This is a genomic window from Arthrobacter sp. ISL-65, from assembly GCF_018613795.1.
Lineage (GTDB): Bacteria > Actinomycetota > Actinomycetes > Actinomycetales > Micrococcaceae > Arthrobacter.
In genome coordinates this window covers 1-23,668 of sequence record NZ_JAGGPN010000045.1, presented here as the reverse complement: position 1 = coordinate 23,668, position 23,668 = coordinate 1, and the positions used below count along the sequence as shown (strand labels likewise).

Genomic DNA, 23,668 nt, shown 5'->3' with positions numbered 1-23,668 from the left:
ATGACGGGTCCGGCTACTGGATCTCCCCGGCCAAGACGGTGAACATCAAGAGATCGTCGCTGACTCGAGCCCGATCGACATGCATGGGGAGATGCTGGAGCTGTGGCCGGAGGAGAACAGGGGGTATCGCGTATATTCCTTGAACGTGAGAGACGTTGGTTCAAATCCCTTGGTATGGCCTAGTCGAACATCGACATTCACCTGAGCGGATGACTGGTAAGACCAGCACGCAAGGGACCAGCAGCCAAAAGGCCCCACACGTCACGGGCACTTACGACGACCATACAGGAACGTGGAGGGGACCTAATGGACTGGTTTCGGTTTAGGGGTCGTTGCAAGCACCCGTGCCACTGCCGTTTTGGATACTCCCAGACGCTGCGCAATGGCCCTCTGGCTGAGCCGCTCACCGGCCAGTTCCCGGATCTTCTGAGGGTGGACTTCAGGGCGGGTTTTAGGGGTGGTCCGCAGGTGGTCCTTTAGGTGGTCCTTTGGGTGGTCCATCCCTGGTCCATTTGCTGGTCCACCCAGTGGTCCACCCGAAGTGGTCCACTGGTCCTTTACGTGGTCCATCTGGTCCGCGCGGACCAGCTGATCGCGTGCCCGCTTCCGCCGCTGGGCGACCGATCCGTATGGCGGAGCCACCACCAGGTTCACCGTCGTCTCCGTCGCGAAGAACAGGCTGACGGGCATGATGGCGGCCAGGAAGGCACCAAGAATTACGGTCGAATCGAGTGCGGCCGACACTCCTTCGGGCGCCAGGACGTGGGCGCCGTTGGCGAGTACTGACACGAGAGTGAAGAAGCCGACAGCCACCCAGGAAAGGGTTGTGGATTCGCCCCTGGCCCTTTGAACACTGGCCGCAATGGCATAAACGAGGATCGTGGAGTCGACGACGATCGGCACCAGCCAGCGCAGGTACTCGGGAATGCCGGCCCACGCCGCCGCCTGGATCAGGCCCAGGAAGGACAGTGTGAAACTTGCCGCCGCCAGGACGCCAACCAAGGTCAGTGACAGCATCACCATCGTCCGGCTATCGGGCTCGATACGTGAAGTCATTAGTCCGCTTCCTCCCTCGACCGGTGGTCCACATGGACCGCTCGAAATGCCAGTCTAGGACCGGTCCACGACAATCTGACCTGCCGCAATGGACCAGTACGGACCGCCCGGGTGGACCACTAAAGGACCAGTGCATGGACCACCCAAAAGACCACGTATGGACCACGGGTGGACCACCCGGTGAAAGCGGCGTCAATCTCCGCACACATGAGCTTTGCGAGTACACAGCAACCCTCATCGGCAACGCCGACCGGGACGGCACAGTTGTTCCGGAAAAGGCCCCCGCGGCTGCAAATCGGATCCTGGAGCACTGCTGATCCGAAGCCCGAAAAAGTGATTCCGGACATTTTTTCCAAAAACCTGCGCGTTTTGCGAAATTGCCGCACACACACCAGGCATGAGCAACGACACCGCATCCTCAGCCGGCCTGAACCGCGTCCCGAAGGGCATCCCAACGGGCGGCCAGTTCGCAGCGACCGCACATGCCGAGCCCACGCTGAGCCTCGCCTCACAGCGCTTGGAAGAGTTCACCAACACAGAAGACTTCGTCGACATCGCCTACACGTCGGCAGCACACTGGCAGCGCCGTTACAACCAGACGGACAAGTCAGTCATCGTCGACAAGGACGACATCGCCCAGGAGACGATGCTCCGCACCCTTGAAGCGCTCAACCGGGGCCGCCAGATCACCGACTTCAAGCAGATGGTCACTTCGACGGCTGCAAACGTGACGGTGCGCGCCACCGAAACCGTCTTCCGCGCCGAAGACCGCAAGGCCTACCGCATCTTCGAAACGCAGCGCGAAGCGATCGAAGCCAAGAGTGAACGCCCGATGACGCAGCGTGAAAAAGACGAGCTGGCACGGAAGGTCCTCGACGAGTGGCACGACCCCCGCCACAAGCCCTCCAAGGACTTCCGGATCGCCCGCACCTTTGATCGTTCCCTCGACGCCCCGCACGGAGCAGACGGCGGCGTGGAGTCGACCCTCGGAGCAACACTCGTGAACCCCGAACAGAGCGGCCACTACATCCAGCCCGGCTCCTACATGGACCGTGCCCACAGCGCCATGGAGGAAACCGGCGCCGCCCACAAGGCCGAGATGAAGCGCCTGGCCTGGAACGCCATCGCCGAGGGCACCCAGGTGCCGATGTCCAACCTGGGCAGCTGTCCCAGCGCCAGGTCACCAAGCACCGCGGTGTCATCAACGGTCTCGAGGGCGGCATCATGGGCGCCTGCCGTGACTGGTCCACCAACGGGGAACCGACAGAGGCCACCGATGCGCTGTTCGCCCCGTTCGGCGAGCTGGGGATTCGAGGACCAGGAGAGCGTCGTGACCATGCTCGAAGGCTTCGAAGCCCGCGGTGAAGGCGTAGCCCAGACCGTGTGGGAGTCCGCCATGGCCATCGCCAACAACAAGCACAGCAAGACGGCCTAGGAGGCATGAAGTGCCCACAAACCGAGTACCCAAAGGAGTCCGAAGCGGCGGCCAGTTCGCCGCTTCGGCCCACATGGAGCCAGACCTCAGCATCACGAACACGGACTTTCCGTCCGTAGGCGACGCCGACGTCGACCAGCTCCGTGCACTGTCCGAAAGCAGCGACCCGCTGGTCCGCGCGGAGGTGACCTCCAGCATCCGTGTCCCGGATGACGTCCTGGAGCGCCTCGCCGAGGCGGACCAGCCGCCGTCCGTGCGCCTCGCGGCAGTGAACACCGGTTACGCGGGCACAGCAGACAGGGCCGCCGAAGACCCCCACCCGCTGGTGCGCGCCGCCGCCCTGGCTGGCTGGGACCTGTCGGACACTCACCGTGAACGACTCACCCACGACCCGAAAGTTCAGCGCGTCATGGGCCTCATCTCCCGCTGAATTGGCGTTCAGCGGCTCGGCGCGCGGTGCCTCCACCGGGGAACATGCCTAGAGGAGCGCGCCGTCCCCGTCAGATCACCTCCCGCCGGCGTTGTAGGTTCAGGGAATGGATGAAAGTGAATCGCTGTGGCTGGTCAGGCTGGAACGGTGTCTCGACACTGCCCGGAGCTGGGAGCAGCGTCTGGCTGCCCCTGATCCGGTGACGTCTGGCAGCTCCCTGGCCGGGGACGACAAAGGGCTGGTCACCGCCCACGTCCGGACCGCCGCTTGATCGGGGTTACTGTCCGCTGTTGACCACCTGGCCCTCATGGCCGACTTGGCGCGCGGCGAGCTGAACATGCGTCCCACCTCGCTTTTCACCCCTACCCGTGCAGCCCTGCTGGGGGCCTCCCAGGCAGTGTGGGTGCTGAGCGGTAACCATGTGACCCGGCAAGCCCGGGCCCTGGCGATCGCTGAGGACGAGCGGTCACAGCATCGGACGTTCCTGCGCGATTACACCAACGACGAGTATGCCAAGGCGAACTTCAGTCAGGACTTCTTAGAGCAGATGAATGACCAGACCGACGGGCTGACGGCCGAAGTCACCCGCATCAGAGAGCTCCGAAAGTCGCTGCCGAGGATTGATGCAAAAGCCACGACCATGATGCAGGAGGCCGCGGCGCACCTGACTGCAGGCGGCTCCCCGGATGACCACTGGATGCGGTTCGCCCTCGCTTACGAATGGCGTGTTGCCAGTGCCGCTGCCCATGGCCGGGCCTGGCCTGGCCGGTGGCAGTACGCAAAACCGAGAAGTCAAAGACCGCTGACGGTGAGCTTCACAGCTTCACCACCACCATTGAGGAGTTGGTCAGGTCAGTCGGTGCGGCGACCATGATGACCAGCGAGGCGTGGCGACTCTGGGACCTGCGGCGGGTTCCGCACACTAGCCCTTAGCTCTCCCGGCGCATCATGGCTGGCTCCGATGCGCGCCGCCGATTCTTCCAAGGACAGGCGGCCCTCGGCGACGCCGACAACCAGGTCGAGGGCCGCCTCCGTGTCGAAGTCGTGACGGTAGCCGTTCAGCCACAGGAACAGGACCATCAGGGTCCAGGAGGTGCGCTTGTTCCCATCCACGAGCGGGTGGTTCCGGGCGGCGGACTCGAGCAACACTGCGGCCTTGAGCTCCAAGGGTCCGAAGGCGTCCTGGCCCATGATGGAGGTGCCCGGCCGGGCGACAGCGGAGGCCAGCAGCGCCTCGTCGCGGACGAAGAATCCGTAGCGGCCCAGAAAGTGCTTCGCCTCGCCTGCGGTCAGATGGAGGCTCATGCGTCCTCCAGACGTTGCAGCAGCTCGGCGTCGTGGGTCAGCACGAACTGGAACCCGGCCTCAAGATTGTCTTTGCGGCGCTCGGCGGCTTGGGCCGCGCCGCTGTCGCTGTTCTGGTTCATCACGGTGATGTGTGCGGCGGCAAGAAAAAGCCGCGCCACGCACGATGCGGTGGGCGCGGCGTCAGGGACAGACTCACAGGGTCCCAGGGTCCCGATGTCACGGACTCACAGGGTCCCGGCTAACTCACCGTCAGCCGGGTCACCTATTACAACAACGAAGGAGAACGGCTGCTGCTGCTGCTGCTGCTGCTGCTGCTGCTGCTGCTTACCGGGTGAGGTTGAGCAGCCAGTCCCGCAGCTTCCAGGTGCTGATGCAGTCGTAGTGGTTGTAGTCCTTGATGGCGGCGAAGATGTCCTTGGCATTTTCCAGCTGCCCGGCGTTCACCGCTTCCTGGTACACGCTGTACTGGACCATGGAGTCCACCGCGTTGGTGACGCCGACGCGGCCGGCCGGCATGTACAGCGGCTCCAGTTTCTTGATGCTGAAGGACCGGTCCGAGATCCGCACGGAGCCCTTCACGGTTTCGTACAGGTCGAACATCACCCCGGTCTCGACGAGCTCCTCCACCTCATCAACCATGACCCCGTGCCGGCGGGCCAGCTTGCGCAGGGCGCTGACCTCGTACTGGGCGTAGTGGAAGATGTGCAGGTCCGGGTAGGCAGCGCGGCGTTCGGCGACGTGGTCCATGAAGTCGATGAGCGCCTGGCGTTCTTCCTCCAGGCTGTGCGCGGTGAAGGCAATGAAGTCGTGGCCATCGGCAGAGTGCTCGACGAGGCCGAACAGGTACTCGATGCCCCACTCCCCCGTCACCGGGTCCTGCCAGAGCGGGTCCCCTTCGAAGTCGAAGAAGATGTCGCCGGCGCTCGGTTTCGGCATGGCGATGACGGCCGGGTTCGGCAGGACCTTGTAGGACACGCCGTTGATGGTCCCGTCGATGTCCCCCAGCCCGCACTGCAGCCGCGCCTGGTCCTGGAGCTCGAACCACAGCGGGTCCATCTTGATGCCGACGTCGGGCAGGTCGGCCGCGGCGAACACGGCCTTCGTCCTGATGCCGGCCTCGATGAGCTTGGCCCGGCGCGACCTGTTCATCCGGCGCACGAGCATCAGGTCATCGGCGGCCTCCATCTCGGCCTTGCAGTCGGGGCACTTCAGGCATGCGCTCCAGAGCGGGTCACCCCACGACGATGGCAGGGAGCCCAGGCGGTGTGCCTCCAGAACGGCGCGGAGCCGGTCCCGGGCCGCGTAGAACAGCGGGACGCTCTCCGGCAGCGGGTGGCTGGTGGTTTCGTTGGTGCCCAGGATCAGGTGGCCGTCACGGTGAACCGGGACGCCGGCGCTGCGGAGCTGGTCGGCGTACGCCGCGAGCTGCAGCAGTGCTTCGGCTTTGGCGCTGCGGGCCAGCTTGGTGTCGAAGACGGCGTAGGCGCCGTCCTCCTGGAGGATCAGGAAGTCGGCGCGGCCGTGGAAGCCGTCGGCGAAGAAGCTGCCCTGGAAGATGACGTCGAAGCCGTCCCGCAGCGCCTGGATCGTTTCCCGGTGGCGGGCCTCGAGGCCGGCGCGGTCGAAGGTCCGTGGCGGCGCCACCTCGTAGACGCGGGAGGGGCCGAACTCTTCCCGGAGCAGCCCCAGCACTTTGGCTTCGTGCTTGTCCCCGAGTGCTGCGGTGAGGTCGGCCATCGCGTCATGCTCGACCGGCAACACCGGAAGGCGGTTCAGCAGGACGTCCAGCTTGCGGACGGCAGCGAATTCGCATGCCGAGCCGGCGACGATGTCACTGGCCGACAGGATCAGTTCGTCCTGTCCTGTCCGATCAGTGCTGGGTAGGAAAAACACTTGCGCCTCCGGTCGATCGTTACTGCTTACTGGTTCTCATGCGTAGGCCCGGGTTTATCCGGACCAGATGTTCTTAGGGGGCCGTGGCCGGCCATGCGTCGAAGACCATCGTCAAGGCGATCATGACGATGCCCACCGCGGCGGCGATGAGCCCGCCGAGCATGGGTGTGACGATCGGGAAGGCAATGAACACTGCCACGTAGCCAAGGACGTTGACGGAGGCGAACGCGATCGACAGGGCCGGGACGCGCAGGTCTTTGAGGCGGTGCCGGACGATTTCGCTGAAGCCTGTGAGGACGGTGCAGAGCGCCGCGAAGCCGAGCAGGAAGCCCAGCCAGGCGAACCGAGGCCCGAGCATGGAGCTCATCGAATGCAGGGCCAGGGCGGCGCTCCCGCCCCAGAACCCGACGGCGATGGAGATGACCCCGGCGGAAATCCGCAGCGCCGACTTCGCCTTTGAAGTCAGCGCCGGGAGCTGTGAGGGTGCCGCCGGAAGGGCGGCCGTGGCCGGGAAGGCCGGCGGCGGAATGGTTGCCTCAGGATGGCCGTACTCGCTCATTTCGTACCCTTTCCACCGCCTGGCGACCGTTGGGGTCCCAGTCGGAGCAGATGCTACGGGCGGGGTGTGACAAAAGAGCGCAAGGATGAGCGGACGGGTCCCGTCTCATTCTGGTCCGGGGGGAGGCACCCACTGTGGCGGGCGCCTCTGCCGCGGGAAACGCGTATGTTTGCGGAGAGGCTGTCTCATCCGGCGGGCGACATCGTTGATGAGCATGTCGACTTCGTCGTAGATGACTCTGCGGAGGTCAAGGTACCTCTCGCGCAGGGCGTTCCCGTCGCCTTCCCTCCAAAGCGCTGAGGCTCCGGACAGATCAGCGCCCCGGTAATATTTGGTGGCGGTTTCCAGGCACTGGCGGAGTTCCCGAATCACGTACACGGACGAGTCCGCCACCGCCGATTCAGGATGGAACACGAGCCGCATGGAGGCGCGGATGGCCCGTACCGCATCGATGGCCACCTCGCAGCGCTCGATCCGTTTTGCGCGCTCCTCTTTGTCCGTCAGGAGCGATTCATTCCGGTGCATCTGGTGTGGCTCTGGGTCAGTGGAGGGCGGGCTGACGTACCTCAAGGCCGCAAGAGCCTCAATAGTTTTCCGGGCGAATTCTTCCGACGGTTTCAGCATGGACTCCCGCTGCTGTTGCTCCCGTTGGTGACGCTTGGAAAGCAGTGCGACGGACAGTGCGCTGATAACGCCGATCAGGGCTACCAGCACCGATACTTGCGCGGCCGAGTCCCACATGACCTCATACTAATGTCGTCATGCGGCCACCCTCGGAAGCTAGTGCGACAGTGTCTCCTGCGGAACGACCGGGCTCTCCAGCGCCAGCATCGGCACCCAGGCAGCAAGCGACTGGCGGACCGGGGTTGTGAGGACGGTGAGGCCATCGAGAAGTTTCGCGATGCGCCGGTACTGGGCCTTCCGCTGCTCAGCGGTGGTGGATGAATTCTGGATGAGGTCAAGGGCGGTCTGGGCGTCCTTCAGCCGCTTCTGCTCAGCAGCAGTGAAACCGGACCAGCGAACCTTTTCGGCCTTCCTGACGGCGGCTTCATGATTGACGGCGTACGGCCCCGGGTGCGTGGAGCGTTAGTTACGACGCTGCCGCCAGCTTCATATCCTCCATCTGCTGGAAGGTCAGTCCGGAAGAGTTCTTCCATGTCACACGGCCATTCACGCTGGCACCGACCATGACTGCTGCCGCGGTGCTCGGGCTGCCGAATAGATGATCCTTCAAGAGCGTGTAGGTGCCGTCCTGGACTGCAGCTGTCCCCTGATCAAGCAACCGCTGACGGTAGTTGAGGATAGAAGTCGCAGCGGATGGGGCAGCCTGAGAGCGTCCGTAAGAGCCGGCCAAAACCACCACACCTTCGGACGTCGAATACCCGCGCAACTCGGCACCTCGGACGTTGACGAAGATCATCTCAGGCCCGTCCGCCTGCCCAGGCCGGAGTGGCTGCACCAAGGGCTCCATGAGGGGGTAGCCAAGCGTCGTGATCAGGACCGAGATGGTCTCTAGGTACTCTTGGCAGTCGGCTTCAAGGGGCGCGGGAGTGTGAGGGTTAGAGGCACCGTTGCCATTCTCCAGCTCGTAACGCCCGGACACGGTGGCCCTCCGAACCGCCTGCCACTCCATGTAGCTGACGTGAGTGCTGGTCCACGAGTTCGTCAGCGACACCGCCACCAGCGCCTTATCCCAAAATTCCTTCTTGCCCTCGTGGTCCTTGATTCGGTCCCCGACGTTGCCGGACTGACCAACGTAGGCCAGGGCGCTGCCCTCCGGCGTGGAACCGAAAAGGAAGTAGACGCCGACCTGCTTGGACTCCGGCATCGCACGGAAGTCGCTCAGCAACGTCCTGGGCACCTCGAACAGACGGACGGTCCGCGTGGTGATCTCCGCCATTCGGATGCCGGCCGGGTCCCCCTGCGGAAGGTAGATCTGAATCGTCTGCGGTATGCCCATACAGAACAACATGCGTAGGAAGCGCTCCGAAATGCAATGTGTGACCAGCAGCTGGAGCATCAGGGGTAAATTGAAGTCGACTTCGAGGAGTGACTCATGGGCTATGCCCACTACTTCCCCGGCCTGACCGCCGAGGCGGCCGGCGAGGCATACGAGACGTTCCACCTGCGCGGAACCAAGGCGCCGGCGTACCCGGACATGTCGACCTTCTGCAAGACCGAGGAGAAGCCGTACGACGTCGTCACCGCCATCCTTATTGCCGCCGCTGTCCGCTCAATGGCGACGTCCGAGGGCGGGCTAAGGAGCGACGTCCGCTGGGACAACTGGGTCGCCGGTGTGAACCTATTCGAGGACACGGTGCGGCCGCTGACCGAGGACGAGAAAATCGCCCTGGAGCTCGACGTCGAAGCCATCAGGCCGGAGCCCCGCTCCGCACCCAAGGCCTGGGACTCCTAAGCTCAGAGCGCGACCTCACCAGTCGAACTGCTTGGCGGTGGGCTCAGGCACGCCGCGTTCCTTGCGCAGGCGCTTTGCCTTGGCTGCGGTCACGGCCAGGCGTGCGCTGTAGACCACGCCTCCGACACCTGCTGCCGTGAGAAAAAGGGCGCCCCATAGCGGGTCCTGGCCTTGGCCCGTCGGTGCAGCCACCAGCAGGATTGAGCCCACCGCCAAGGCTGCGAAGACCACGGCCAGGATGGTGAAGCCGGTAGCCGACCGCACCTGGGGCCGAGAGCTTGCGTTGACGATGCCGATCTCGTCTTTGCCGTAGCTGTGAAGCTGGCCGTCCACGGTTCGGCTCAGCACACGCTTTTCTCCCCGCGCCATCGCCTGTTCATGCTCGGCTCGGACCTGATCGTCGGTGTTTGGCATCTGTCCCCCATGAAATCCAGCTGGCAGTCATCCTCAGGCTGCCCAATCAACTCTAGTGTCAGCGGTATTAGGGGCCGACGGGACGAGTCTCGCCGGCCCCTCAGCGTCCTAGGTGTCCCGGCGTTTCACAGTCACGAGTGCACCGGCCAGGACGGCGGCCGACCATCCGAGCATCACAAGGCCGGTCTCTCCCTGCGTGGGGTGCTCGCGCAGGGTCTTGATGGCGACAAAGTCCATGCCGACGGAGGATGGCAGGTAGCGGCTGATGTCCATGAACAGCTCATTGTGGCCGGACAGGATGGCCAGCACCACCGGCACGACCAGCAGCAGGCCCGTCCGCGGTGATCGCGTATTTCAGACCCTTGGGTTCGAGCAAGGGCTGGACTACCAGGTACGAGATGAGCGCCGCGGCGGCGTCGACGATGAAGGATGTCCCGGCGATGACGAGGCGTGGCCAGAACGGCGGTGATCCTGCGGGGCACGACGAGGGTAGTGGAGATCATGCGGGTGCCGTATTCGGATCCGATCTGCATGACGGCCAGGGAAGCGATAAGGAACTGGGCGACCGCCATGCCGGACGCCCGCTCTGGCATGTTGCGGGCCAAGATGCTGTGCCCCTGGGGCGGGAGCCGACCCTTCACCGCTTGCAGGTCTCACTACAATCAGACCCATGATTAGTTCAACCAGGGCCGTCTCAGCGGCAAAGTGTTACCAAAGTGTTTACTCAGGGGTTGCGCAGACGCATAGTCCCTTGCAATTTGTGGAGTTAAGGGGATTCGAACCCCTGACCTCTTCGATGCGAACGAAGCGCTCTACCAACTGAGCTATAACCCCGTGGCGCCGTTTCCCGGAGGAACTCCAACGCCGGTTTCCCTAGGCTACAAATTTTCGAGCCGGTTTGCCAACCAGGCCTCAAATGTCGCGTGTCCGTAACGCTGTTCGGGCGCCAGGTTCTTTCCTTCACGCAGAAATCTGCCTGTCGATCCGGGCAGCGGCAGTTCGGTCACGAGGCCCCGGGCGCCGGTTATCCGCTTCCACGCGCCGGCCAGCGAGCCCATGCTCAGCACCTCCGGCCCTCCGACCGTCTGCAGCGCGTGCGATTCACCGGACGGCGGCCCCAGTGCGGCTTCCAGCAGCGCCGACGCCACGTCGGCCGGGGAGATCGTCTGGAACCGGGCACCTTTGATCACCGGCACCAGGCCGACGTGGGAACCCGCGTCGAAAACCCCTGCCACCAGGCTGTGGAACTGCGTGGCCCGCACCGTGCGGGTTTCGAGCGTCGACCTCGCATACACACGCTCCTTGTCCGCCTTTGATCGGTAATACGCGAGGGCGCTCTGGTCGCAGTTGACGATGGAAAGCTGTACGGCCCGGGCCACGCCTGCCGCCGCGGCTTCGCCCAGCAGCAGGGCGCCGCCGGCCGCATAGCGCCTGAGTGCTTTGCCGGTCCGCGCTTCGAGGCAATCGACGACGACGTCGGCACCCGCCAGCGCTTCCGGCAACCCTTCTCCGGTGGTGACGTCCGCGCAGAAGTAGGCGGCGCCGTCGTAACCCTCCCGGGCGCCCGGGGGCGGCGGGTTCCGGCTCAAAACGGCGACGGCGTGCCCCAGCACAAGTGCCTGGCGCACCACTTCACGGCCGGCCTGGCCGGTGCCGCCGGCAACGCAGATCCGGACCACTACTGTGGCGCCCGGTGCTGAATCGAATCCCGGCTACGCGCGCCGGCGCTGCAGGACGTCATCAAGGTTGCTCAGCGCGCTCTGGGCCTTGGTCAGCGGCATGGCTGGCGCGGCATTCGGGGAGGCTACAGGAGGTGCGGCGGCCGGACCCTGCTTGAGTGACGGCTTGCCCACGGACTTCGGAGCCTCGGGAAGCGCCAGCGGCTCAGGTGCCGGACGCTCGGCCTTGGCCGCTTCAACGTATGTCGGCTTGGGAACTTCCACCGGCTCCCAGCTGGATTCAGGCGAGGCTGGGCCCTGCACCGGGGCCGCGGCGCTTTCATCGCCGGCCGCAAGGGCAACTGCCAGTGCAGCCTCGCGAAGTTCGATTGCGGTGAGGGGTTTGGGCTTCGGCGCTTCCGCCTCGGCGTCGAAGAGTGCACTCTCCCGGAGCTGCACAGGCTCCGGGGCTGATGCCGCCTCCGCGGGGCGCTCGGCGGCGGACTCCCGGCTGGCGGGCGAGCCCATGGCCGCTCTGAAGGCGGCGCTGACTTTCCTGCGGCGGTCACGGACGGCGAGGCGCCGCAAAACCACGACGGCGGCAACACCGGTCAGAAACGCCATGGCAGGAACCCAGGGGTTGCCGAGCCCAAAGAGGCGCAGGGCTCCGGCCACAATCGCCGTCAGGAAGGACAGCAGCCCAACGAACGCGATTGCCGTCCGTCCGTACCGGACCCGAAAAGCACCGGCCCCCTTGGCGGCGGGCCTGCTGCCGGACGGAGCCGGGGTAAAGCCTGTTGCTGGTTCGCTGCTCTTCCTGGTGTCCATGCGTTTCTCCTGCTGGGCGGTCATATACACAACCGTTCCGGCTTGCGGGTTTGCAGTTTCGGCGTCGACGCTCTCCAGCGTCAGGTCACCGGCAGCCTGGAACTGATGCCGGCCGTTGCGGAGCACGTAAGGGGCAACCCAAACGATCCAGAGCGCAACAGCAGCCACAAGGATGACTGAGCTGCTAAGGGGGAAGTCCACACACAAAACCGTATGAGGAATGTGGGGGCTCTTGTGGCATTCGTCTCGGTGTGTCGCGGCCGAGCTTCAAATCAATGGACTTATCCGTGGAACCCGGCACTGACCAGCAGCTCTGCGGTCTGCGGGTCAGGCGGGCCTGCCCCGCAGCCAGCGGCTGAGGAGGCCTTCGGGTATTTCCTCTGACGTCAGCGCGAAGGAGCGGTGGTCGGCCCATTCCCCGTTGATGTGCAGGAAACGCGGGCGGTAGCCCTCGTCCCTGAAGCCGAGCTTCTCCACGACTCGCAGGCTTGGGCCGTTTTCGGGACGGATGTTGATTTCCATCCGGTGCAGGCCAAGCGTCCGGAAACAATGGTCGGTTGCCATCGCCACCGCCGTCGGAGCGATCCCATGTCCGGCCCGGGCCTGGTCCACCCAGTAGCCGAGGGTCGCCATCAGGGCGGATCCCCACACAATGGAGGAGACCGTCAGCTGCCCCACGATGACCGGGTCACGGAATCCGGGTGTCCACTCCGCGATCACAAACGGCAGCGCCGTGGCCTGGGCCGCTTGGGTATTAAGGGACCTGACCATCTGCCGGTAATCGGGCAGAGCCCCGCCCGGGAGCGGGTTGGAGGCCTCCCAGGGTGCCAGCCAGTCGCTGTTTCGCGATCGGACCTCGGTCCATTCCTTCCGGTCCCGGTACCTGATGGGCCGCAGGACAATGTCCCCGCACTCGAGCGTGACCGGCCAGATGTGGCTGACCCTCATGAAAGGTTACTCGGACAAACGGGCGGCAATTTGCGGAAGCCACTCACGCAGACCAGGTCCGAGGTCATCGCTGTCGATGGCGAGCTCCACGCAGGCCTTGAGGTAACTGAGCTTGTCCCCGGTGTCGTAACGGCGGCCGCGGAAGACCACGCCGTACACACCGCCGCCTTCACCGTCCCTGCTGGCCAGTTCCTGGAGGGCATCCGTCAGCTGAATTTCGCCGCCGCGGCCGGGTTCGGTCTTTTCCAGCACATCGAAGACATCGGGGTGGAGCACGTAGCGGCCGATGACGGCCAGGTTTGAGGGCGCGTCTTCGACGTCCGGCTTCTCCACCAGCTTGTTGATCTTGACGAAGGCTTCGCCATCAATTTCGGAGATGTCCGCGCAGCCATAGGCACTGATCTGGGACGGTTCCACCTCGATGAGAGCCACGACCGAACCCCCGGTCTTCGCCTGCACGTCGATCATGATGCTGAGGAGCTCGTCGCGGGCATCGATGAGGTCGTCACCGAGGAGAACGGCAAACGGCTCATGGCCCACGTGCTGGCGTGCACGCAGCACCGCGTGGCCAAGGCCCTTGGGGTCACCCTGGCGGACGTAGTGGATGTCACCCAGGTTGCTCGCGGCCTGGATCGACTCCAGCTTGGCGGTGTCGCCCTTGGCCTCAAGCGTCGCTTCCAGGGTCGGAACGCGGTCGAAGTGGTCCTCGAGCGCGCGCTTGTTACGGCCGGTGATCATCAAGACGTCGCTCAGGCCTACCTTGACGGCCTCCTCGACGACGTACTGGATGGCCGGCTTGTCGACCACCGGCAGCATCTCCTTGGGCATGGCCTTGGTGGCTGGCAGGAACCTGGTGCCGAGCCCAGCAGCGGGGATTACGGCCTTGCGGACTGAACAATTAGTGGAAGTCACTGTTCTAATCTATCCGAGGGAACATTCATACGGTAAATGCTTCCGGCAGCGGCCGGCAGCGTGCCGCTGCGACAAAGGAAGACACCCATGCCAACAGGGACCATGCCTTCGAAGGACGTCATCCGCTCCCGGCACCGGCAAATCCGGGCCATGATGACGCCGGCGGACCTCTCAAACGCCGGCGAGGGCATCGCCTCCCATGGCCTGCCCTGGGCCGAGGCTATCGCTGCCGGCAACCCGGCCACGTTCACCGCCTACCTCGGCGTCGATTTCGAACCGCCAACCCTTCCCCTGCTGCACGCCCTGCATGAGGCAGGCCACAGTATCCTGCTCCCGGTCTGCGAGCCGGACCGCGAGCTCAGCTGGGTCTTCTGGACCCCGGACAGCGAGTTCGTCCGCAGCCGGTATGCGCCCATCCAGGAACCGGCCGGTGAGCGCCACGGCCTGGACACGGTGCGGGCTGCGGCCGGGATGTTCATGCCGGCGACCGCCGTGGACCGTAGCGGAAACAGGATCGGACAGGGCGGCGGCTACTACGACAAGTTCCTGGCTGCAGCCAACGCCGGCGGCCTGCACCTTCCGAAGGCCGCCATCATTTACGACTCCGAGCTCCTGCCCGCACAGACCATTCCGGCTGAAGACTTCGACCGCCCCGTCGAGGCAGTGCTCATGCCCTCCGGACTGGTAGCCTTCGCGTGACCTCGCCCGAGCGGGGTGATAGAATTGGCACTCAGGCCCTGCGACTGCTAATGGAGTCATTTCCGCCGCGGTGATCCGTCAAGGAGAATCCGGGAAATGAAGCCAGGCAGCACGGGACCTGTCGTTTGTCCAAGAGGAGGATCTACAGTGCCCACGTATGCCTATGCCTGCAAAGATTGCAGCCATGCCTTCGACATCGTGCAGTCTTTCACCGACAGCACTCTGACGTCCTGCCCCGAATGCCAGGGCACGCTTCGTAAGAAGTTCAACAGCGTCGGCGTGGTCTTCAAAGGCTCCGGCTTTTATCGGACTGATTCGCGCGATTCCAAGGGAAGCACCGTCTCGCCCTCCCCCGCTGCGTCAGCACCGGCTGCCCCCGCCGCCTCCTCGTCGCCTGCCCCGGCAGCCGCAGCCGCGAGCTAGGCGAGTCCCTGCGGCACCTGCCGCCTTCAAACTCTGAGAGTCCGGCCAGGTTTACCTGGCCGGACTCTTTTTTTCTTCGCGCGGGTACTCCTGGGACCCTAATGTCCGTTCGCGCCTGCAGGGCAGTCCTTTGATACGTTTCGGGGCCGGCTTTTCCACATACGGCTCCCGGTGCCTGTCGCCCGGCCAGCAGGGGCCCGTAGCGTGACGGCATGCCAGCTACCGGTATTTTCCCTGCAAGGGCATCCCGCCCGGCCGTCCGTCCCGGGCGCCGCAACGCTTTGCCCGGTTCTGCCACCCGTCCGCGTCCGCGCGGACGGCGCTTCTCGGGATGGCTGAACCGTAACCGGCGCCTTGCCGTGGCACTGCTCCTCTGCGCGGCCGCGGGAATCGCCGTTCACCAGTTGACTCCTGCCCCTGCCCAGACCGTGAGCATCCTGGCCGCTGCCCGCGACCTTCCGGCCGGAGCGAACCTGAACGGCAGTGATGTCAGGACCGTCAGCGTTCCGCCTGCCATGGTGCCGGACGGGACTTTCGCTGACAGCTCCGGAGTGGACGGCAGGCAGCTCGCAGCGCCGCTCCGCAAGGGCCAGCTCCTCACCGATGCGCAACTGGTGGGTCCAGGCCTGCTGACGGGAGCGCCGCCCGGGTCCGCTGCGGTGCCGCTGCGAATGGCAGACCCGTCATCCATCCAGCTGGTATCCCCCGGACAACTCGTGAACGTGGTCCTGACAAGCGGCAACGGCTATGAGCAGGCATCAGCCTCGAAGGTACTCGCCCAGTCAGTGCCCGTCCTGTGGACCTCCGGCCAGGAAGGCCAAAGCGGCCAGTGGCTTGCTGCCGGGGATTCGGACGGGCTGCTGGTAGTGGCCGCCACCCCTGCCCAGGCCAGTGCCCTGGCGGGCGCGTCAACCCAGGGAAAGCTGTTTTTCGTTCTGGTGGGATCCGGTGCCCGATGAACCCGCCCGTGCGAGTCCTCTACCCGGGCGAACCCTCTGGTCTGCCCGAATCCGCCGGTCCATGCGAATCCTCTGGTCCGTGCAAATCCGCAGGGTGTTTGCCCGGTTGCTCAGCCCCAGTGCGGGGGCTTCTGCTCCTTCAGCCACGCGTCGTGGTCGTTGCCGGATTCCGCGTCGCCCCAGGCGCGCGGATCGTCCTCGGCAGCCCTATTGGGAACGACGCCTGTCCGCTGCTGCGCGCCGGCTTTCGCGCGGCGCACCTTTGCGGGCTTCTCCCCGGCCGCGGCCTGCTCATCTGTGCGCTCGGTCCCGTCTTTGCGTTCGGCCCCGCCGTCGGGTGTCACAGCGGGCCCTCCTTCCGTTCCGTGGCCGGCCCGTTCAGGCTAGCCTCAGAACCGAAGCCTACTCCGGCGCCCGCGGCGTTGGAATCGGAAGTGTCGTGATCCGCCTGGTCACCGTCCGCCTGATCGGTGCCAGTCTGATCAACTTCCCTCCGATCAGCGTCTGTCTGTTCAGCGTCTGTCTGATCCGCCTCCGGCTGATCAACGTCCCCCTGATCAGCGTCCCGCTCGTCAGCATCGTCACGGCTCAGCTCGTCGCCGAAACGGTCATCGAGGTTCTCGTACGCGGTCTCCTGCCCAGGCTCAGGCTCGAGGTCGCCCACCGCGAGGGTACTGACGTCGTCATCCAGGAAAAATCCCGGTGCGCCAACCGAGCGAACCGAAGGCGAAGGCTTCTCAAGCCCGAGGTAGCCGCCGATCCTGTCGGCGCACGCCGAGGGATCGGTGAAGACCTCGATGGTCCACAGCGGCATGTACCGCCAGCCGAGCCGCTCCAGCAACTGGGGGCGCAGCCGGCTCCGTTCCCGGACCGTCATCTGCCGGTACTGCTCGGTGCCGTCCGATTCGATGGCTACCGGCCGGGGAATATCGGCGTCGTCCTGGCCTATGGTGCTGAGCGGATCCGCCGCGGCCACCACATCGATGGCGCCGTCGTACTGGTGCCACACGCGGGCACCGCGGGCCCGCAGCCGGTCGCCGAGATCGGCAACCAGCGGATCGGCCCCGAGGGCCTGCTCGCTGGCCGCTGCCCGGGATGCAGGAGTCCCCAGGTCGGTGTTGCCGGAGATCTCACGGTCCAGAAGTTCGAAAAGGTCGACGGCGCCGTGGGCCAGTCGCGTCCGGTCAAGGTCCTCCGGCTTGAAGCACGTCAGGACGTGCAGCGACTGCCGTGCCCGGGTCATGGCCAGGGCGAACTTGGCCCGGCCGCCCTCGGCGGACAGCGGACCGAAGCTGTGCAGGGCCCGGCCGTGCGGCGTCCGCCCGTAGCCCGGCGAGAAGATCACACGGTCGCGAACCAGCCCCTGGGCGCGTTCCAGGTCCACAACCCGGAAAGATTCGTCGCCTGCCGTGAAGAATCCGGACAGCGAGGGATGGTTGGGCAGCTGCTGCCGGATGGACTCGCCGATGCGTGCCGCGTGCCGGAGGCTGGCGGTCACCACAGCCAGCGAGGTCCGGGGCCGGAGCCGTGCGTGTTCGAACACGAGTTCAACCACCCGCTTGACTTCGGCCACCACCGATTCGACGCCCTCATGGTCCGCGCTGGGCAGGCCGGTGCCGTCGGGCAGGTACTCCACCGTCAGCGCACGGTCCAGCCCGGTTGCCGACTGTCCCTCCGGCAGGCGGCGGAGGCCGCCGTCGTAGAAGTTCTTGCTCAGCTGCAGCACCAGGTCCTCGTCCACCGCGCGGTAGACAGAGCGCAGCGGCGCCGTCGGCAGCACCGCCGAAAGTGCGGTGAACGCGCTTTCGACACTATGGTGCGACTGTTCGCCGGCGGCGAGCCGCTCCACCGCGACCGTAAAGGTGCGGGGGCTGGCGATCCTGTCGTCGCCGAAGACGATCACCTGCCGGGCACGGGCGACGGCCGGAAGCACCGCCTGCAGCGACGTCGCCTCGGCGTCCAGGATCACCACGGCGTCAAACTTTTGCTCGGCCGGGAGGAGTCCGGTCATGAGGTAAGGGCTGACCGACCAGACGGGCACCAGCATGGGAACCAGCCCGGGCGCGTGCGCCGTAAGCGCAGCCAGCGTGACGCGCCCGTCCTTCAGCAGGCTCCGGAGCAGGTCCGCCTGGCGGGGATGCTCCTCGATGCCCGCGCGCCAGCGCTCGGCCAGCTTCCATCGCAGCCGCCCGGCGCCGCTGACGATGTGCGCGTTGTCCGCGAGCCGGTACTCCGCCTCAAGCTGGCGCAGCGCGTCGCCGTCGGACATGGCAAGGTAGTCGTCTCCGCTGATCATCGCTTCGAGCGCAGACTGCCACCAGGCCAGGTCAAGTTCGGCAGCGACCGACCCGGCCCCGACCTCGCGTTCCGAGAGGTCCGCCAGCAGCTCCCCCAGCCCGTGCTCGCGCATGTTCTCGATGAGCAGCGTGCGCTCGGGCAGGGTCTGCAGCGTCTGCGTGTCCGCCACCAGCCGTTCCAGTCGCTCCATGAGCTCCGGGTACGGAATGTTTTCGAGCGAACCGCCGGCAGCCGTATGCCGCAGAGCGTCGCCGAGCATCTTCATCTCGCGGGTCAGACCGCGGTGCATGACGCTGATCTCCGCCAGGCCGGACGGCACCGCCGGATGCCGCTGCGTGGTGGCGTACCCGGCCCACTGGACACGCTGTTCCTGGACCAGCACCAGAGAACTGTGCAGATCGGCAATGTGCACACCCGGACGGACGTACTCCTTGGCCACCCGTCGCAGGCGGGACCGCTGCATCGAGGCCATGTCGATGCCTCGCTCCCTGCGCCAGGACGAGGACGCCGTCGCCGAAATCAGGTCAGTCACGGGCCGGTCGAAAATGTCGGGCGTGAACTTGTCCAGGCTTTCGCGGACGGCCACCAGGAGCTTGAGCTGGGAGCCCCATTCGGCGAAGGTGGTGCCCAGGCGGATTTCCGCGTGGCTGGCCACGTCCTTCATCCGTTCCTGCAGCAGCGGCAGCTTCTTCGCCACCGCACGCGCAAGCTCCTGCGCTTCCTCGGTTTCCTTGCGGGTCACCAGCCGCGCACCGTGCCAGGGACTGGTGGTCGATGCCCTGCTGAACGCACCGAGTTCGGCGGCGCGCTTGAGCCGGCCGGCCAGCTCCTCGCGGTCCCGGATGCTGTCCAGGACACTGCGCTTGAGGCGGACGGTGGTGGCCGGGGCGGGCTGGATGGACGTCAGCTCGGCGAGAGACTGCATGGCCTGGTACGGCGAGCAGCCCCACCGCTGCCGCACGTTGTGCAGCGACGCGACGTGGTCAAGAAGCGCATGGCGGTGCTCGGTGAGGGTCTTGTGCAGGCTGCCGAGCTGCGGCTCTTGGGCCTTCTCATTGCGCACGATGGAGCGCACCAGCTGCCCTTTGAGCTGCTGCGGTGTTGCGTTTCCGGACAGCTGGAAAAGGATGGAGTCCAGGCCCAGGTTTTCAAGGCGTCCGGCCACCTCGTTGAGGCTGGCTCGCCGGTCCCCCACCACCAGGACGCTCTTGCCTTCGTCCACGAGCGCACCGATGGTGTTGATGGCCGTCTGCGTCTGGCCGGTGCCGGGCGGGCTGCTCACCACCAGCGAATCCCCTGCACGGACGGTGTCAATCACATACTGCTGGTCGGCGTCGGCGTCGAGGAGCAGCAGCTCTTCCGCCGGGTCCCGCTCGTCCACGCTGGGGAAGCGCCCGGGCTGGAGCGCGGGCACGTCGACGATCTCACCCGACGCTGCCTTGGCCAGCGAGGCCACCAGTTCGTTCTGGCCGTTGATCCACGGATCGTCGAGGTTGCCGGAAAGGTCCGCGAAGGTCGAGACCAGCAGGTTGTGCTCCACGTCGGCACCGTGGATCGGCTTGACCAGGGTGCTGATCCGGTCCAGCACGGGCAGGGGGTCGAACCGCGCAGTGCTGTACGCCATCCGCGTCACGGCATTGACGTCGAACACGATCCCGTGGATGGTCTTCAGGTGACGGATCAGGGCCGGATTGATGCGCGCCTGCTCCGTAAGTTGAAGTTCGTAGTCGTCTTCCCCGGGCCGGATGGTGAGCGACATGGCGGTCAGCATCACCGGCGCCGAGACACGCTGCGGTTTGCCCCCGACGGCGGAGGTCCACACGACGGTGCCGGCCGAGAAGTACCCTGCCTCGATGCCGCGGTCATTGGCCAGTTCGAAGATCTTGGAGCGCAGGTTCCGGCAGGCCCGGGCGGCGACGACGTACTGCTGCTGGTCACGGATCAGCGTGGAGAGCCGCGTCCGGCGCCCGGCCATGAGCTGCGCCAGGCCCGAAGGATGCGCGTGTGTGAGGTCGATGGAACCCTCGGGCGTCTTGGTGAAGCGCAGCATGGTGTCTGCCCCCGTAACGGGCTTGAGCCCGGACAGCCACTTCCTGAGCTCCTCCGAACCCTCGGAGTCGACCTGACCTACTGACACTGCTGCCTTCTTTTCTGTGCTTGCGCGTGACACCTTGGACCATACGGGCATAGTTTCGAGCGTAGCCGGAAACCGCCGCGGTTGAGAGACCGCAACACTGGGACGGCCCAAGTTGCGGCGCATTTCGCACCGTTGCCGGCCATGCCGGACACGCTACCCCGGAGCGCAAAATGGCCGGACTCCCTGCGGAGGCCGGCCATTTTCACAACGCTATTCCCACTCGATGGTTCCCGGCGGCTTGCTGGTGACGTCAAGCACCACCCGGTTGACACCGTCCACCTCGTTGGTGATCCGGTTGGAGATCCGGGCCAGCAGATCGTACGGAAGCCGCGACCAGTCCGCCGTCATGGCGTCCTCGGAGGAGACGGGGCGCAGCACGATCGGGTGGCCGTACGTGCGGCCGTCACCCTGGACGCCGACGCTGCGGACGTCCGCCAGCAGCACCACGGGCATCTGCCAGACGTCGTTGTCGAGTCCGGCAGCGGTCAGTTCAGCGCGGGCGATGGCGTCTGCCTTGCGCAGCAGGTCCAGGCGTTCCTTGGTGACTTCACCGACGATGCGGATTCCCAGACCGGGACCGGGGAAAGGCTGGCGGCCGACGATTTCCTGCGGCAGGCCGAGCTGGGCGCCCACGGCACGCACCTCGTCCTTGAACAGCGCGCGCAACGGTTCGACGAGCTCGAACTGCAGGTCCTCCGGCAGACCGCCCACGTTGTGGTGGCTCTTGATGTTGGCTGCACCCTCGCCGCCGCCGGATTCGACGACGTCCGGGTACAGGGTGCCCTGCACGAGGAACTTGATCTTTTCGCCATGCGCGGCGGCGTCGGCGATGATCGCGCGCTCGGCCTCTTCGAAGGCCCGGATGAACTCGCGGCCGATGATCTTGCGCTTGGTTTCGGGGTCACTGACGCCTGCCAGCGCCGCCTGGAAACGCTCCTGCTCGTTGGCCACATAGAGGTTCACGCCGGTGGCGGCAACGAAGTCGCGCTCCACCTGCTCGGCCTCGCCTTCGCGCAGCAGTCCGTGGTCGACGAAGACACAGGTCAGCTGGTCGCCGACGGCACGCTGGACGAGGGCTGCGGCAACGGCCGAATCCACGCCGCCGGAGAGGCCGCAGATGACCCGGGCATCGCCGACCTGCTTGCGGATGCGATCGACCTGCTCCTCAAGGATGTTGCCCGTGGTCCAGTTCGGTTCCAGCTTGGCGCCCTTGAAGAGGAAGTTCTCCAGCACTTGCTGGCCGTAGGCGGAGTGCTTCACCTCGGGGTGCCACTGCACGCCGTACAGGCACTTCTCCTCGTTGGCGAAAGCGGCAACTTCCGCACCTGCCGTAGTGGCCAGCACCTCGAAGCCCTCGGGAGCCTCGTGGACGGAGTCGCCGTGGCTCATCCAGGTGTTCTGGTGCTGGGGCATTCCTTCGAGGACGGAACGGCCTTCGCCGAGGATGGTGGTCTGGGTGGAGCCGTACTCCCGCAGGCCGGTCTTGTCCACCTTGCCGCCGAGGGCGTTGGCCATGGCCTGGAAGCCGTAGCAGATGCCGAAGACCGGGACGCCGGCCTCGAATAGGTCGGCGCCGACGCTTGGGGCGCCGTCCGCGTACACGCTGGCGGGGCCGCCGGAGAGGATGATGGCGGCAGGGTTCTTGGCCAGGAGCTGCTCAGTGCTGTGGGTATGCGGAACCACTTCCGAATACACATTCGCTTCCCGGACGCGGCGGGCAATCAGCTGCGCGTACTGGGCACCGTAGTCAACAACCAGCACCGGCTTCTGGGAAGTCTGGGATGCAGTGGGAGTAGTCACCGTACTAGCCTACTTTGCGCGCTTGCCCCGACGCATCTTGAGCGGGCCCGCTGTGACGCACGGAACGCGGATCAGTAGCGGCTGGCGGCCTGGGGGTTGGCGGCCAGCTCAGCCTCAACCTCGGCGTGGAACTTCTTCTCCACGATGAAGGACAGCAAAGGGACCACGCCGCCGAGTGCCAGCAGGATCATCTTGGCGAACGGCCAACGCATCAGCGTCCACAGGCGGAAGTTGGACATCAGGTACACGACATACATCCAGCCGTGGACGATGAGCACGGTCACGGACACGTTGAATCCGCCGAGGACGCCCTTCGGTTCCGCCTGGGTGAAGCCGAAGCCGAACGGCTGGCCGGTCAAAGCGTCCGTACCGCCGGCGAAGAGGTACTGGCCGAAGCCGTAGCGGGCCACCAGCTCCGCGCACAGCAGCAGCAGCATGGCACCCGTGAGGTAGGCCATGACCTTGTAGAACTTCAGGGCGGAGCGGATCTGCGCCTCCGTGCCGCCAAAGCGTCGCTTCTTCGCCGCCCCGGAAGGGTTCGAAGGCTGGATGGCCGGCTTGGGTTCGATCATGGCTGTACCTTTTGTTGGATCTCGTTGGGTTGGGTAGGTTCTGGTCCGCCGCGGCCACCGGCGTCATCCTCGGCGTCCTCGAGGCTTCTGCGGTAGTCGTCCTTGACCAGCCGCCACCAGATGAACAGGGCGAAGCCGGCGAAAACGATCCACTCCACCGAGTAGAACAGGTTCAGCCAGTTGACCTTCGCGGCCGGGGGCTGGGCGGCGATGCTGAGCGGCTCCAGGCCGCTGCCGGCAGCAGCACCGACGTCGGCCGTTCCTGACTTTTCCGCCGTGGCGGAAACGAAGGCGGGGTAACTGCTGACGTTCCAGGCGTTGATGAGTTCGGCCACAGAGACTGCCGTCGCCCGGCCGGGCCCAGGGGCCGTGTTGGGAACCGGGGCCTCGGACGGCAGGAGCCGTCCGGTCAACCGGATGACGCCCGACGGCGGGGCGCTGGCGTCGGCGGGATCGGCAACCCAGCCGCGGGCCACCGGTATGTAGGTTTTCGGCGAGGCTGCCGCACCTTTGAGTACCGGGGCGTCTGCCACCGCGAAGGCCGTGACCACCCAGTATCCGGTCTTGCCGTCCTTAAGGCGGCCCGGCACCAGGACCTGCTTTTCCGGATCGTAGGTGCCGAATGCTGTGACCATCTGATCCGCCACCGAGCCGCGGAAGAAGTCGCCGGGCTGCAGAGTCTTGGTCAGGGCCTGGACCTGCTCCGTGGTGGGGCTGACCGGCACTTCTGGCTGCGTGGAACGGCCGAACTGCCATTGGCTAAGGAGCACAAAGACACCCGAAACGGCGATCGCAAAGACCAGGCCTGCGATCCACCGGGGCTGGAGGGCTGTTTTCCACACCCCTTAACGTTACTTCGTCCGCGTGTAGAACAACGAAACGCCTGCCCGGAGGGGGCCCGCAGAGTGGGGCAGCAGGGTCCC

General features: G+C 65.6%; 27 protein-coding genes and 1 tRNA gene. 9 read left to right on the top strand and 19 right to left on the bottom strand.

What is annotated here, in order from left to right; genetic code table 11:
- Window positions 1-303: 303 nt before the first annotated feature.
- Window positions 304-1,056: a DUF2637 domain-containing protein gene (locus tag J7I85_RS19660; protein WP_214855987.1), complete on the bottom strand. Its 753-nt coding sequence runs from the start codon at window positions 1,054-1,056 to the stop codon at window positions 304-306.
- A 134-nt stretch (window positions 1,057-1,190) separates the two neighbouring features.
- Here J7I85_RS19660 and J7I85_RS19655 point away from each other — a divergent pair, with 134 nt between their 5' ends.
- The 5 genes from J7I85_RS19655 to J7I85_RS19635 all read left to right on the top strand — a co-directional run bounded on the left by J7I85_RS19655 (window position 1,191) and on the right by J7I85_RS19635 (window position 3,795).
- Window positions 1,191-1,373 (top strand): hypothetical protein, encoded by a 183-nt coding sequence (locus J7I85_RS19655; RefSeq protein WP_214855984.1) that lies wholly within the window; start codon window positions 1,191-1,193, stop codon window positions 1,371-1,373.
- 80 nt (window positions 1,374-1,453) lie between these two features.
- A complete protein-coding gene (locus J7I85_RS19650) occupies window positions 1,454-2,491 on the top strand; it encodes a hypothetical protein (RefSeq protein WP_214855992.1) in 1,038 nt (345 codons plus the stop codon).
- A gap of 10 nt (window positions 2,492-2,501) precedes the next feature.
- The gene (locus J7I85_RS19645) at window positions 2,502-2,921 is read left to right on the top strand and encodes a hypothetical protein (RefSeq protein WP_214855981.1); all 420 of its coding nucleotides are present in this window, start codon (window positions 2,502-2,504) and stop codon (window positions 2,919-2,921) included.
- Between the two features lie 106 nt (window positions 2,922-3,027).
- On the top strand, window positions 3,028-3,192 hold the full coding sequence (locus J7I85_RS19640; RefSeq protein WP_214855978.1) for a hypothetical protein: 165 nt from the start codon (window positions 3,028-3,030) through the stop codon (window positions 3,190-3,192).
- A gap of 36 nt (window positions 3,193-3,228) precedes the next feature.
- Window positions 3,229-3,795 carry a hypothetical protein gene (locus J7I85_RS19635; RefSeq protein WP_214855976.1) on the top strand — a complete coding sequence of 189 codons (567 nt, stop codon included), beginning with the start codon at window positions 3,229-3,231 and terminating at the stop codon, window positions 3,793-3,795.
- Here the strand turns inward: J7I85_RS19635 and J7I85_RS19630 are convergent.
- The 6 genes from J7I85_RS19630 to J7I85_RS19605 form a co-directional block, all read right to left on the bottom strand.
- A complete protein-coding gene (locus J7I85_RS19630; RefSeq protein WP_214855963.1) occupies window positions 3,774-4,226 on the bottom strand; it encodes a type II toxin-antitoxin system death-on-curing family toxin in 453 nt (150 codons plus the stop codon). The genes J7I85_RS19635 and J7I85_RS19630 overlap by 22 nt on opposite strands.
- Window positions 4,223-4,387 (bottom strand): hypothetical protein, encoded by a 165-nt coding sequence (locus J7I85_RS19625; RefSeq protein WP_214855946.1) that lies wholly within the window; start codon window positions 4,385-4,387, stop codon window positions 4,223-4,225. The genes J7I85_RS19630 and J7I85_RS19625 overlap by 4 nt, the downstream gene beginning before the upstream one ends.
- A 166-nt stretch (window positions 4,388-4,553) precedes the next feature.
- The gene (locus J7I85_RS19620) at window positions 4,554-6,122 is read right to left on the bottom strand and encodes a TM0106 family RecB-like putative nuclease (RefSeq protein WP_214855943.1); all 1,569 of its coding nucleotides are present in this window, start codon (window positions 6,120-6,122) and stop codon (window positions 4,554-4,556) included.
- A gap of 73 nt (window positions 6,123-6,195) precedes the next feature.
- On the bottom strand, window positions 6,196-6,681 hold the full coding sequence (locus J7I85_RS19615; RefSeq protein WP_214855940.1) for a hypothetical protein: 486 nt from the start codon (window positions 6,679-6,681) through the stop codon (window positions 6,196-6,198).
- Window positions 6,682-6,786: 105 nt separating this feature from the next.
- Window positions 6,787-7,422, bottom strand: coding sequence for a hypothetical protein (locus J7I85_RS19610; protein WP_214855938.1), 636 nt, complete (start codon window positions 7,420-7,422; stop codon window positions 6,787-6,789).
- Window positions 7,423-7,771: 349 nt separating this feature from the next.
- Window positions 7,772-8,701: a GIY-YIG nuclease family protein gene (locus J7I85_RS19605; RefSeq protein ID WP_251024585.1), complete on the bottom strand. Its 930-nt coding sequence runs from the start codon at window positions 8,699-8,701 to the stop codon at window positions 7,772-7,774.
- 36 nt (window positions 8,702-8,737) lie between these two features.
- On the opposite strand from J7I85_RS19605, the gene J7I85_RS19600 reads away from it, so the two are divergent.
- Entirely contained in the window at window positions 8,738-9,097 is a 360-nt protein-coding gene (locus J7I85_RS19600; RefSeq protein WP_214855935.1) for a hypothetical protein, read from the top strand.
- A 15-nt stretch (window positions 9,098-9,112) separates the two neighbouring features.
- On the opposite strand, the gene J7I85_RS19595 is transcribed toward J7I85_RS19600, so the two are convergent.
- The 7 genes from J7I85_RS19595 to galU all read right to left on the bottom strand — a co-directional run bounded on the left by J7I85_RS19595 (window position 9,113) and on the right by galU (window position 13,857).
- The gene (locus tag J7I85_RS19595) at window positions 9,113-9,511 is read right to left on the bottom strand and encodes a hypothetical protein (protein WP_214855932.1); all 399 of its coding nucleotides are present in this window, start codon (window positions 9,509-9,511) and stop codon (window positions 9,113-9,115) included.
- A 108-nt stretch (window positions 9,512-9,619) separates the two neighbouring features.
- On the bottom strand, window positions 9,620-9,829 hold the full coding sequence (locus J7I85_RS19590) for a hypothetical protein (RefSeq protein ID WP_214855929.1): 210 nt from the start codon (window positions 9,827-9,829) through the stop codon (window positions 9,620-9,622).
- A gap of 443 nt (window positions 9,830-10,272) precedes the next feature.
- Window positions 10,273-10,345, bottom strand: a tRNA-Ala gene (locus tag J7I85_RS19585).
- Between the two features lie 44 nt (window positions 10,346-10,389).
- Window positions 10,390-11,190 carry an SDR family oxidoreductase gene (locus tag J7I85_RS19580; protein WP_214855927.1) on the bottom strand — a complete coding sequence of 267 codons (801 nt, stop codon included), beginning with the start codon at window positions 11,188-11,190 and terminating at the stop codon, window positions 10,390-10,392.
- A gap of 33 nt (window positions 11,191-11,223) precedes the next feature.
- A complete protein-coding gene (locus tag J7I85_RS19575) occupies window positions 11,224-12,198 on the bottom strand; it encodes a hypothetical protein (RefSeq protein WP_214855924.1) in 975 nt (324 codons plus the stop codon).
- Window positions 12,199-12,324: 126 nt separating this feature from the next.
- Window positions 12,325-12,945, bottom strand: coding sequence for a GNAT family N-acetyltransferase (locus J7I85_RS19570; protein WP_214855908.1), 621 nt, complete (start codon window positions 12,943-12,945; stop codon window positions 12,325-12,327).
- Window positions 12,946-12,951: 6 nt separating this feature from the next.
- Entirely contained in the window at window positions 12,952-13,857 is a 906-nt protein-coding gene (gene galU / locus J7I85_RS19565) for a UTP--glucose-1-phosphate uridylyltransferase GalU (protein WP_214855905.1), read from the bottom strand.
- 87 nt (window positions 13,858-13,944) lie between these two features.
- Between galU and J7I85_RS19560 the strand changes: the two genes are divergently transcribed.
- The 3 genes from J7I85_RS19560 to cpaB all read left to right on the top strand — a co-directional run bounded on the left by J7I85_RS19560 (window position 13,945) and on the right by cpaB (window position 15,938).
- Window positions 13,945-14,556, top strand: coding sequence for a 5-formyltetrahydrofolate cyclo-ligase (locus J7I85_RS19560; protein ID WP_214855902.1), 612 nt, complete (start codon window positions 13,945-13,947; stop codon window positions 14,554-14,556).
- Window positions 14,557-14,703: 147 nt separating this feature from the next.
- Complete coding sequence (locus J7I85_RS19555) at window positions 14,704-14,979, top strand: FmdB family zinc ribbon protein (RefSeq protein ID WP_214855887.1); 276 nt, start codon at window positions 14,704-14,706, stop codon at window positions 14,977-14,979.
- Between the two features lie 212 nt (window positions 14,980-15,191).
- Entirely contained in the window at window positions 15,192-15,938 is a 747-nt protein-coding gene (gene cpaB / locus J7I85_RS19550) for a Flp pilus assembly protein CpaB (protein WP_214855884.1), read from the top strand.
- A 110-nt stretch (window positions 15,939-16,048) separates the two neighbouring features.
- Here cpaB and J7I85_RS19545 read toward each other — a convergent pair whose 3' ends face one another.
- The 5 genes from J7I85_RS19545 to J7I85_RS19525 form a co-directional block, all read right to left on the bottom strand.
- A complete protein-coding gene (locus tag J7I85_RS19545) occupies window positions 16,049-16,282 on the bottom strand; it encodes a hypothetical protein (protein WP_214855881.1) in 234 nt (77 codons plus the stop codon).
- Window positions 16,279-20,424: an AAA family ATPase gene (locus tag J7I85_RS19540; RefSeq protein ID WP_251024582.1), complete on the bottom strand. Its 4,146-nt coding sequence runs from the start codon at window positions 20,422-20,424 to the stop codon at window positions 16,279-16,281. The genes J7I85_RS19545 and J7I85_RS19540 overlap by 4 nt, the downstream gene beginning before the upstream one ends.
- A gap of 159 nt (window positions 20,425-20,583) precedes the next feature.
- Window positions 20,584-22,173: a glutamine-hydrolyzing GMP synthase gene (guaA, locus tag J7I85_RS19535; RefSeq protein ID WP_214855875.1), complete on the bottom strand. Its 1,590-nt coding sequence runs from the start codon at window positions 22,171-22,173 to the stop codon at window positions 20,584-20,586.
- A 71-nt stretch (window positions 22,174-22,244) separates the two neighbouring features.
- A complete protein-coding gene (locus tag J7I85_RS19530; RefSeq protein ID WP_214855861.1) occupies window positions 22,245-22,745 on the bottom strand; it encodes a DUF3817 domain-containing protein in 501 nt (166 codons plus the stop codon).
- Window positions 22,742-23,587, bottom strand: a complete 846-nt coding sequence (locus tag J7I85_RS19525) for an SURF1 family protein (RefSeq protein ID WP_214855858.1) — start codon at window positions 23,585-23,587, stop codon at window positions 22,742-22,744. Before J7I85_RS19525 ends, J7I85_RS19530 begins: the two co-directional genes overlap by 4 nt.
- Between the last annotated feature and the right edge of the window lie 81 nt (window positions 23,588-23,668).

Excerpts from the sequence above, each read along its gene's own strand:
- J7I85_RS19610 (WP_214855938.1), bottom strand. The coding sequence starts at position 7,422 with ATGTGGGACTCGGCCGCGCAAGTATCGGTGCTGGTAGCCCTGATCGGC.
- J7I85_RS19635 (WP_214855976.1), top strand. The coding sequence starts at position 3,229 with ATGGCCGACTTGGCGCGCGGCGAGCTGAACATGCGTCCCACCTCGCTT.
- J7I85_RS19570 (WP_214855908.1), bottom strand. The coding sequence starts at position 12,945 with ATGAGGGTCAGCCACATCTGGCCGGTCACGCTCGAGTGCGGGGACATT.
- J7I85_RS19655 (WP_214855984.1), top strand. The coding sequence starts at position 1,191 with ATGGACCACCCAAAAGACCACGTATGGACCACGGGTGGACCACCCGGT.
- J7I85_RS19660 (WP_214855987.1), bottom strand. The coding sequence starts at position 1,056 with ATGACTTCACGTATCGAGCCCGATAGCCGGACGATGGTGATGCTGTCA.
- cpaB (WP_214855884.1), top strand. The coding sequence starts at position 15,192 with ATGCCAGCTACCGGTATTTTCCCTGCAAGGGCATCCCGCCCGGCCGTC.
- J7I85_RS19640 (WP_214855978.1), top strand. The coding sequence starts at position 3,028 with ATGGATGAAAGTGAATCGCTGTGGCTGGTCAGGCTGGAACGGTGTCTC.
- J7I85_RS19530 (WP_214855861.1), bottom strand. The coding sequence starts at position 22,745 with ATGATCGAACCCAAGCCGGCCATCCAGCCTTCGAACCCTTCCGGGGCG.
- J7I85_RS19605 (WP_251024585.1), bottom strand. The coding sequence starts at position 8,701 with ATGCTCCAGCTGCTGGTCACACATTGCATTTCGGAGCGCTTCCTACGC.
- J7I85_RS19600 (WP_214855935.1), top strand. The coding sequence starts at position 8,738 with ATGGGCTATGCCCACTACTTCCCCGGCCTGACCGCCGAGGCGGCCGGC.
- J7I85_RS19650 (WP_214855992.1), top strand. The coding sequence starts at position 1,454 with ATGAGCAACGACACCGCATCCTCAGCCGGCCTGAACCGCGTCCCGAAG.
- J7I85_RS19595 (WP_214855932.1), bottom strand. The coding sequence starts at position 9,511 with ATGCCAAACACCGACGATCAGGTCCGAGCCGAGCATGAACAGGCGATG.
- J7I85_RS19615 (WP_214855940.1), bottom strand. The coding sequence starts at position 6,681 with ATGAGCGAGTACGGCCATCCTGAGGCAACCATTCCGCCGCCGGCCTTC.
- J7I85_RS19630 (WP_214855963.1), bottom strand. The coding sequence starts at position 4,226 with ATGAGCCTCCATCTGACCGCAGGCGAGGCGAAGCACTTTCTGGGCCGC.
- J7I85_RS19560 (WP_214855902.1), top strand. The coding sequence starts at position 13,945 with ATGCCAACAGGGACCATGCCTTCGAAGGACGTCATCCGCTCCCGGCAC.
- J7I85_RS19540 (WP_251024582.1), bottom strand. The coding sequence starts at position 20,424 with ATGCCCGTATGGTCCAAGGTGTCACGCGCAAGCACAGAAAAGAAGGCA.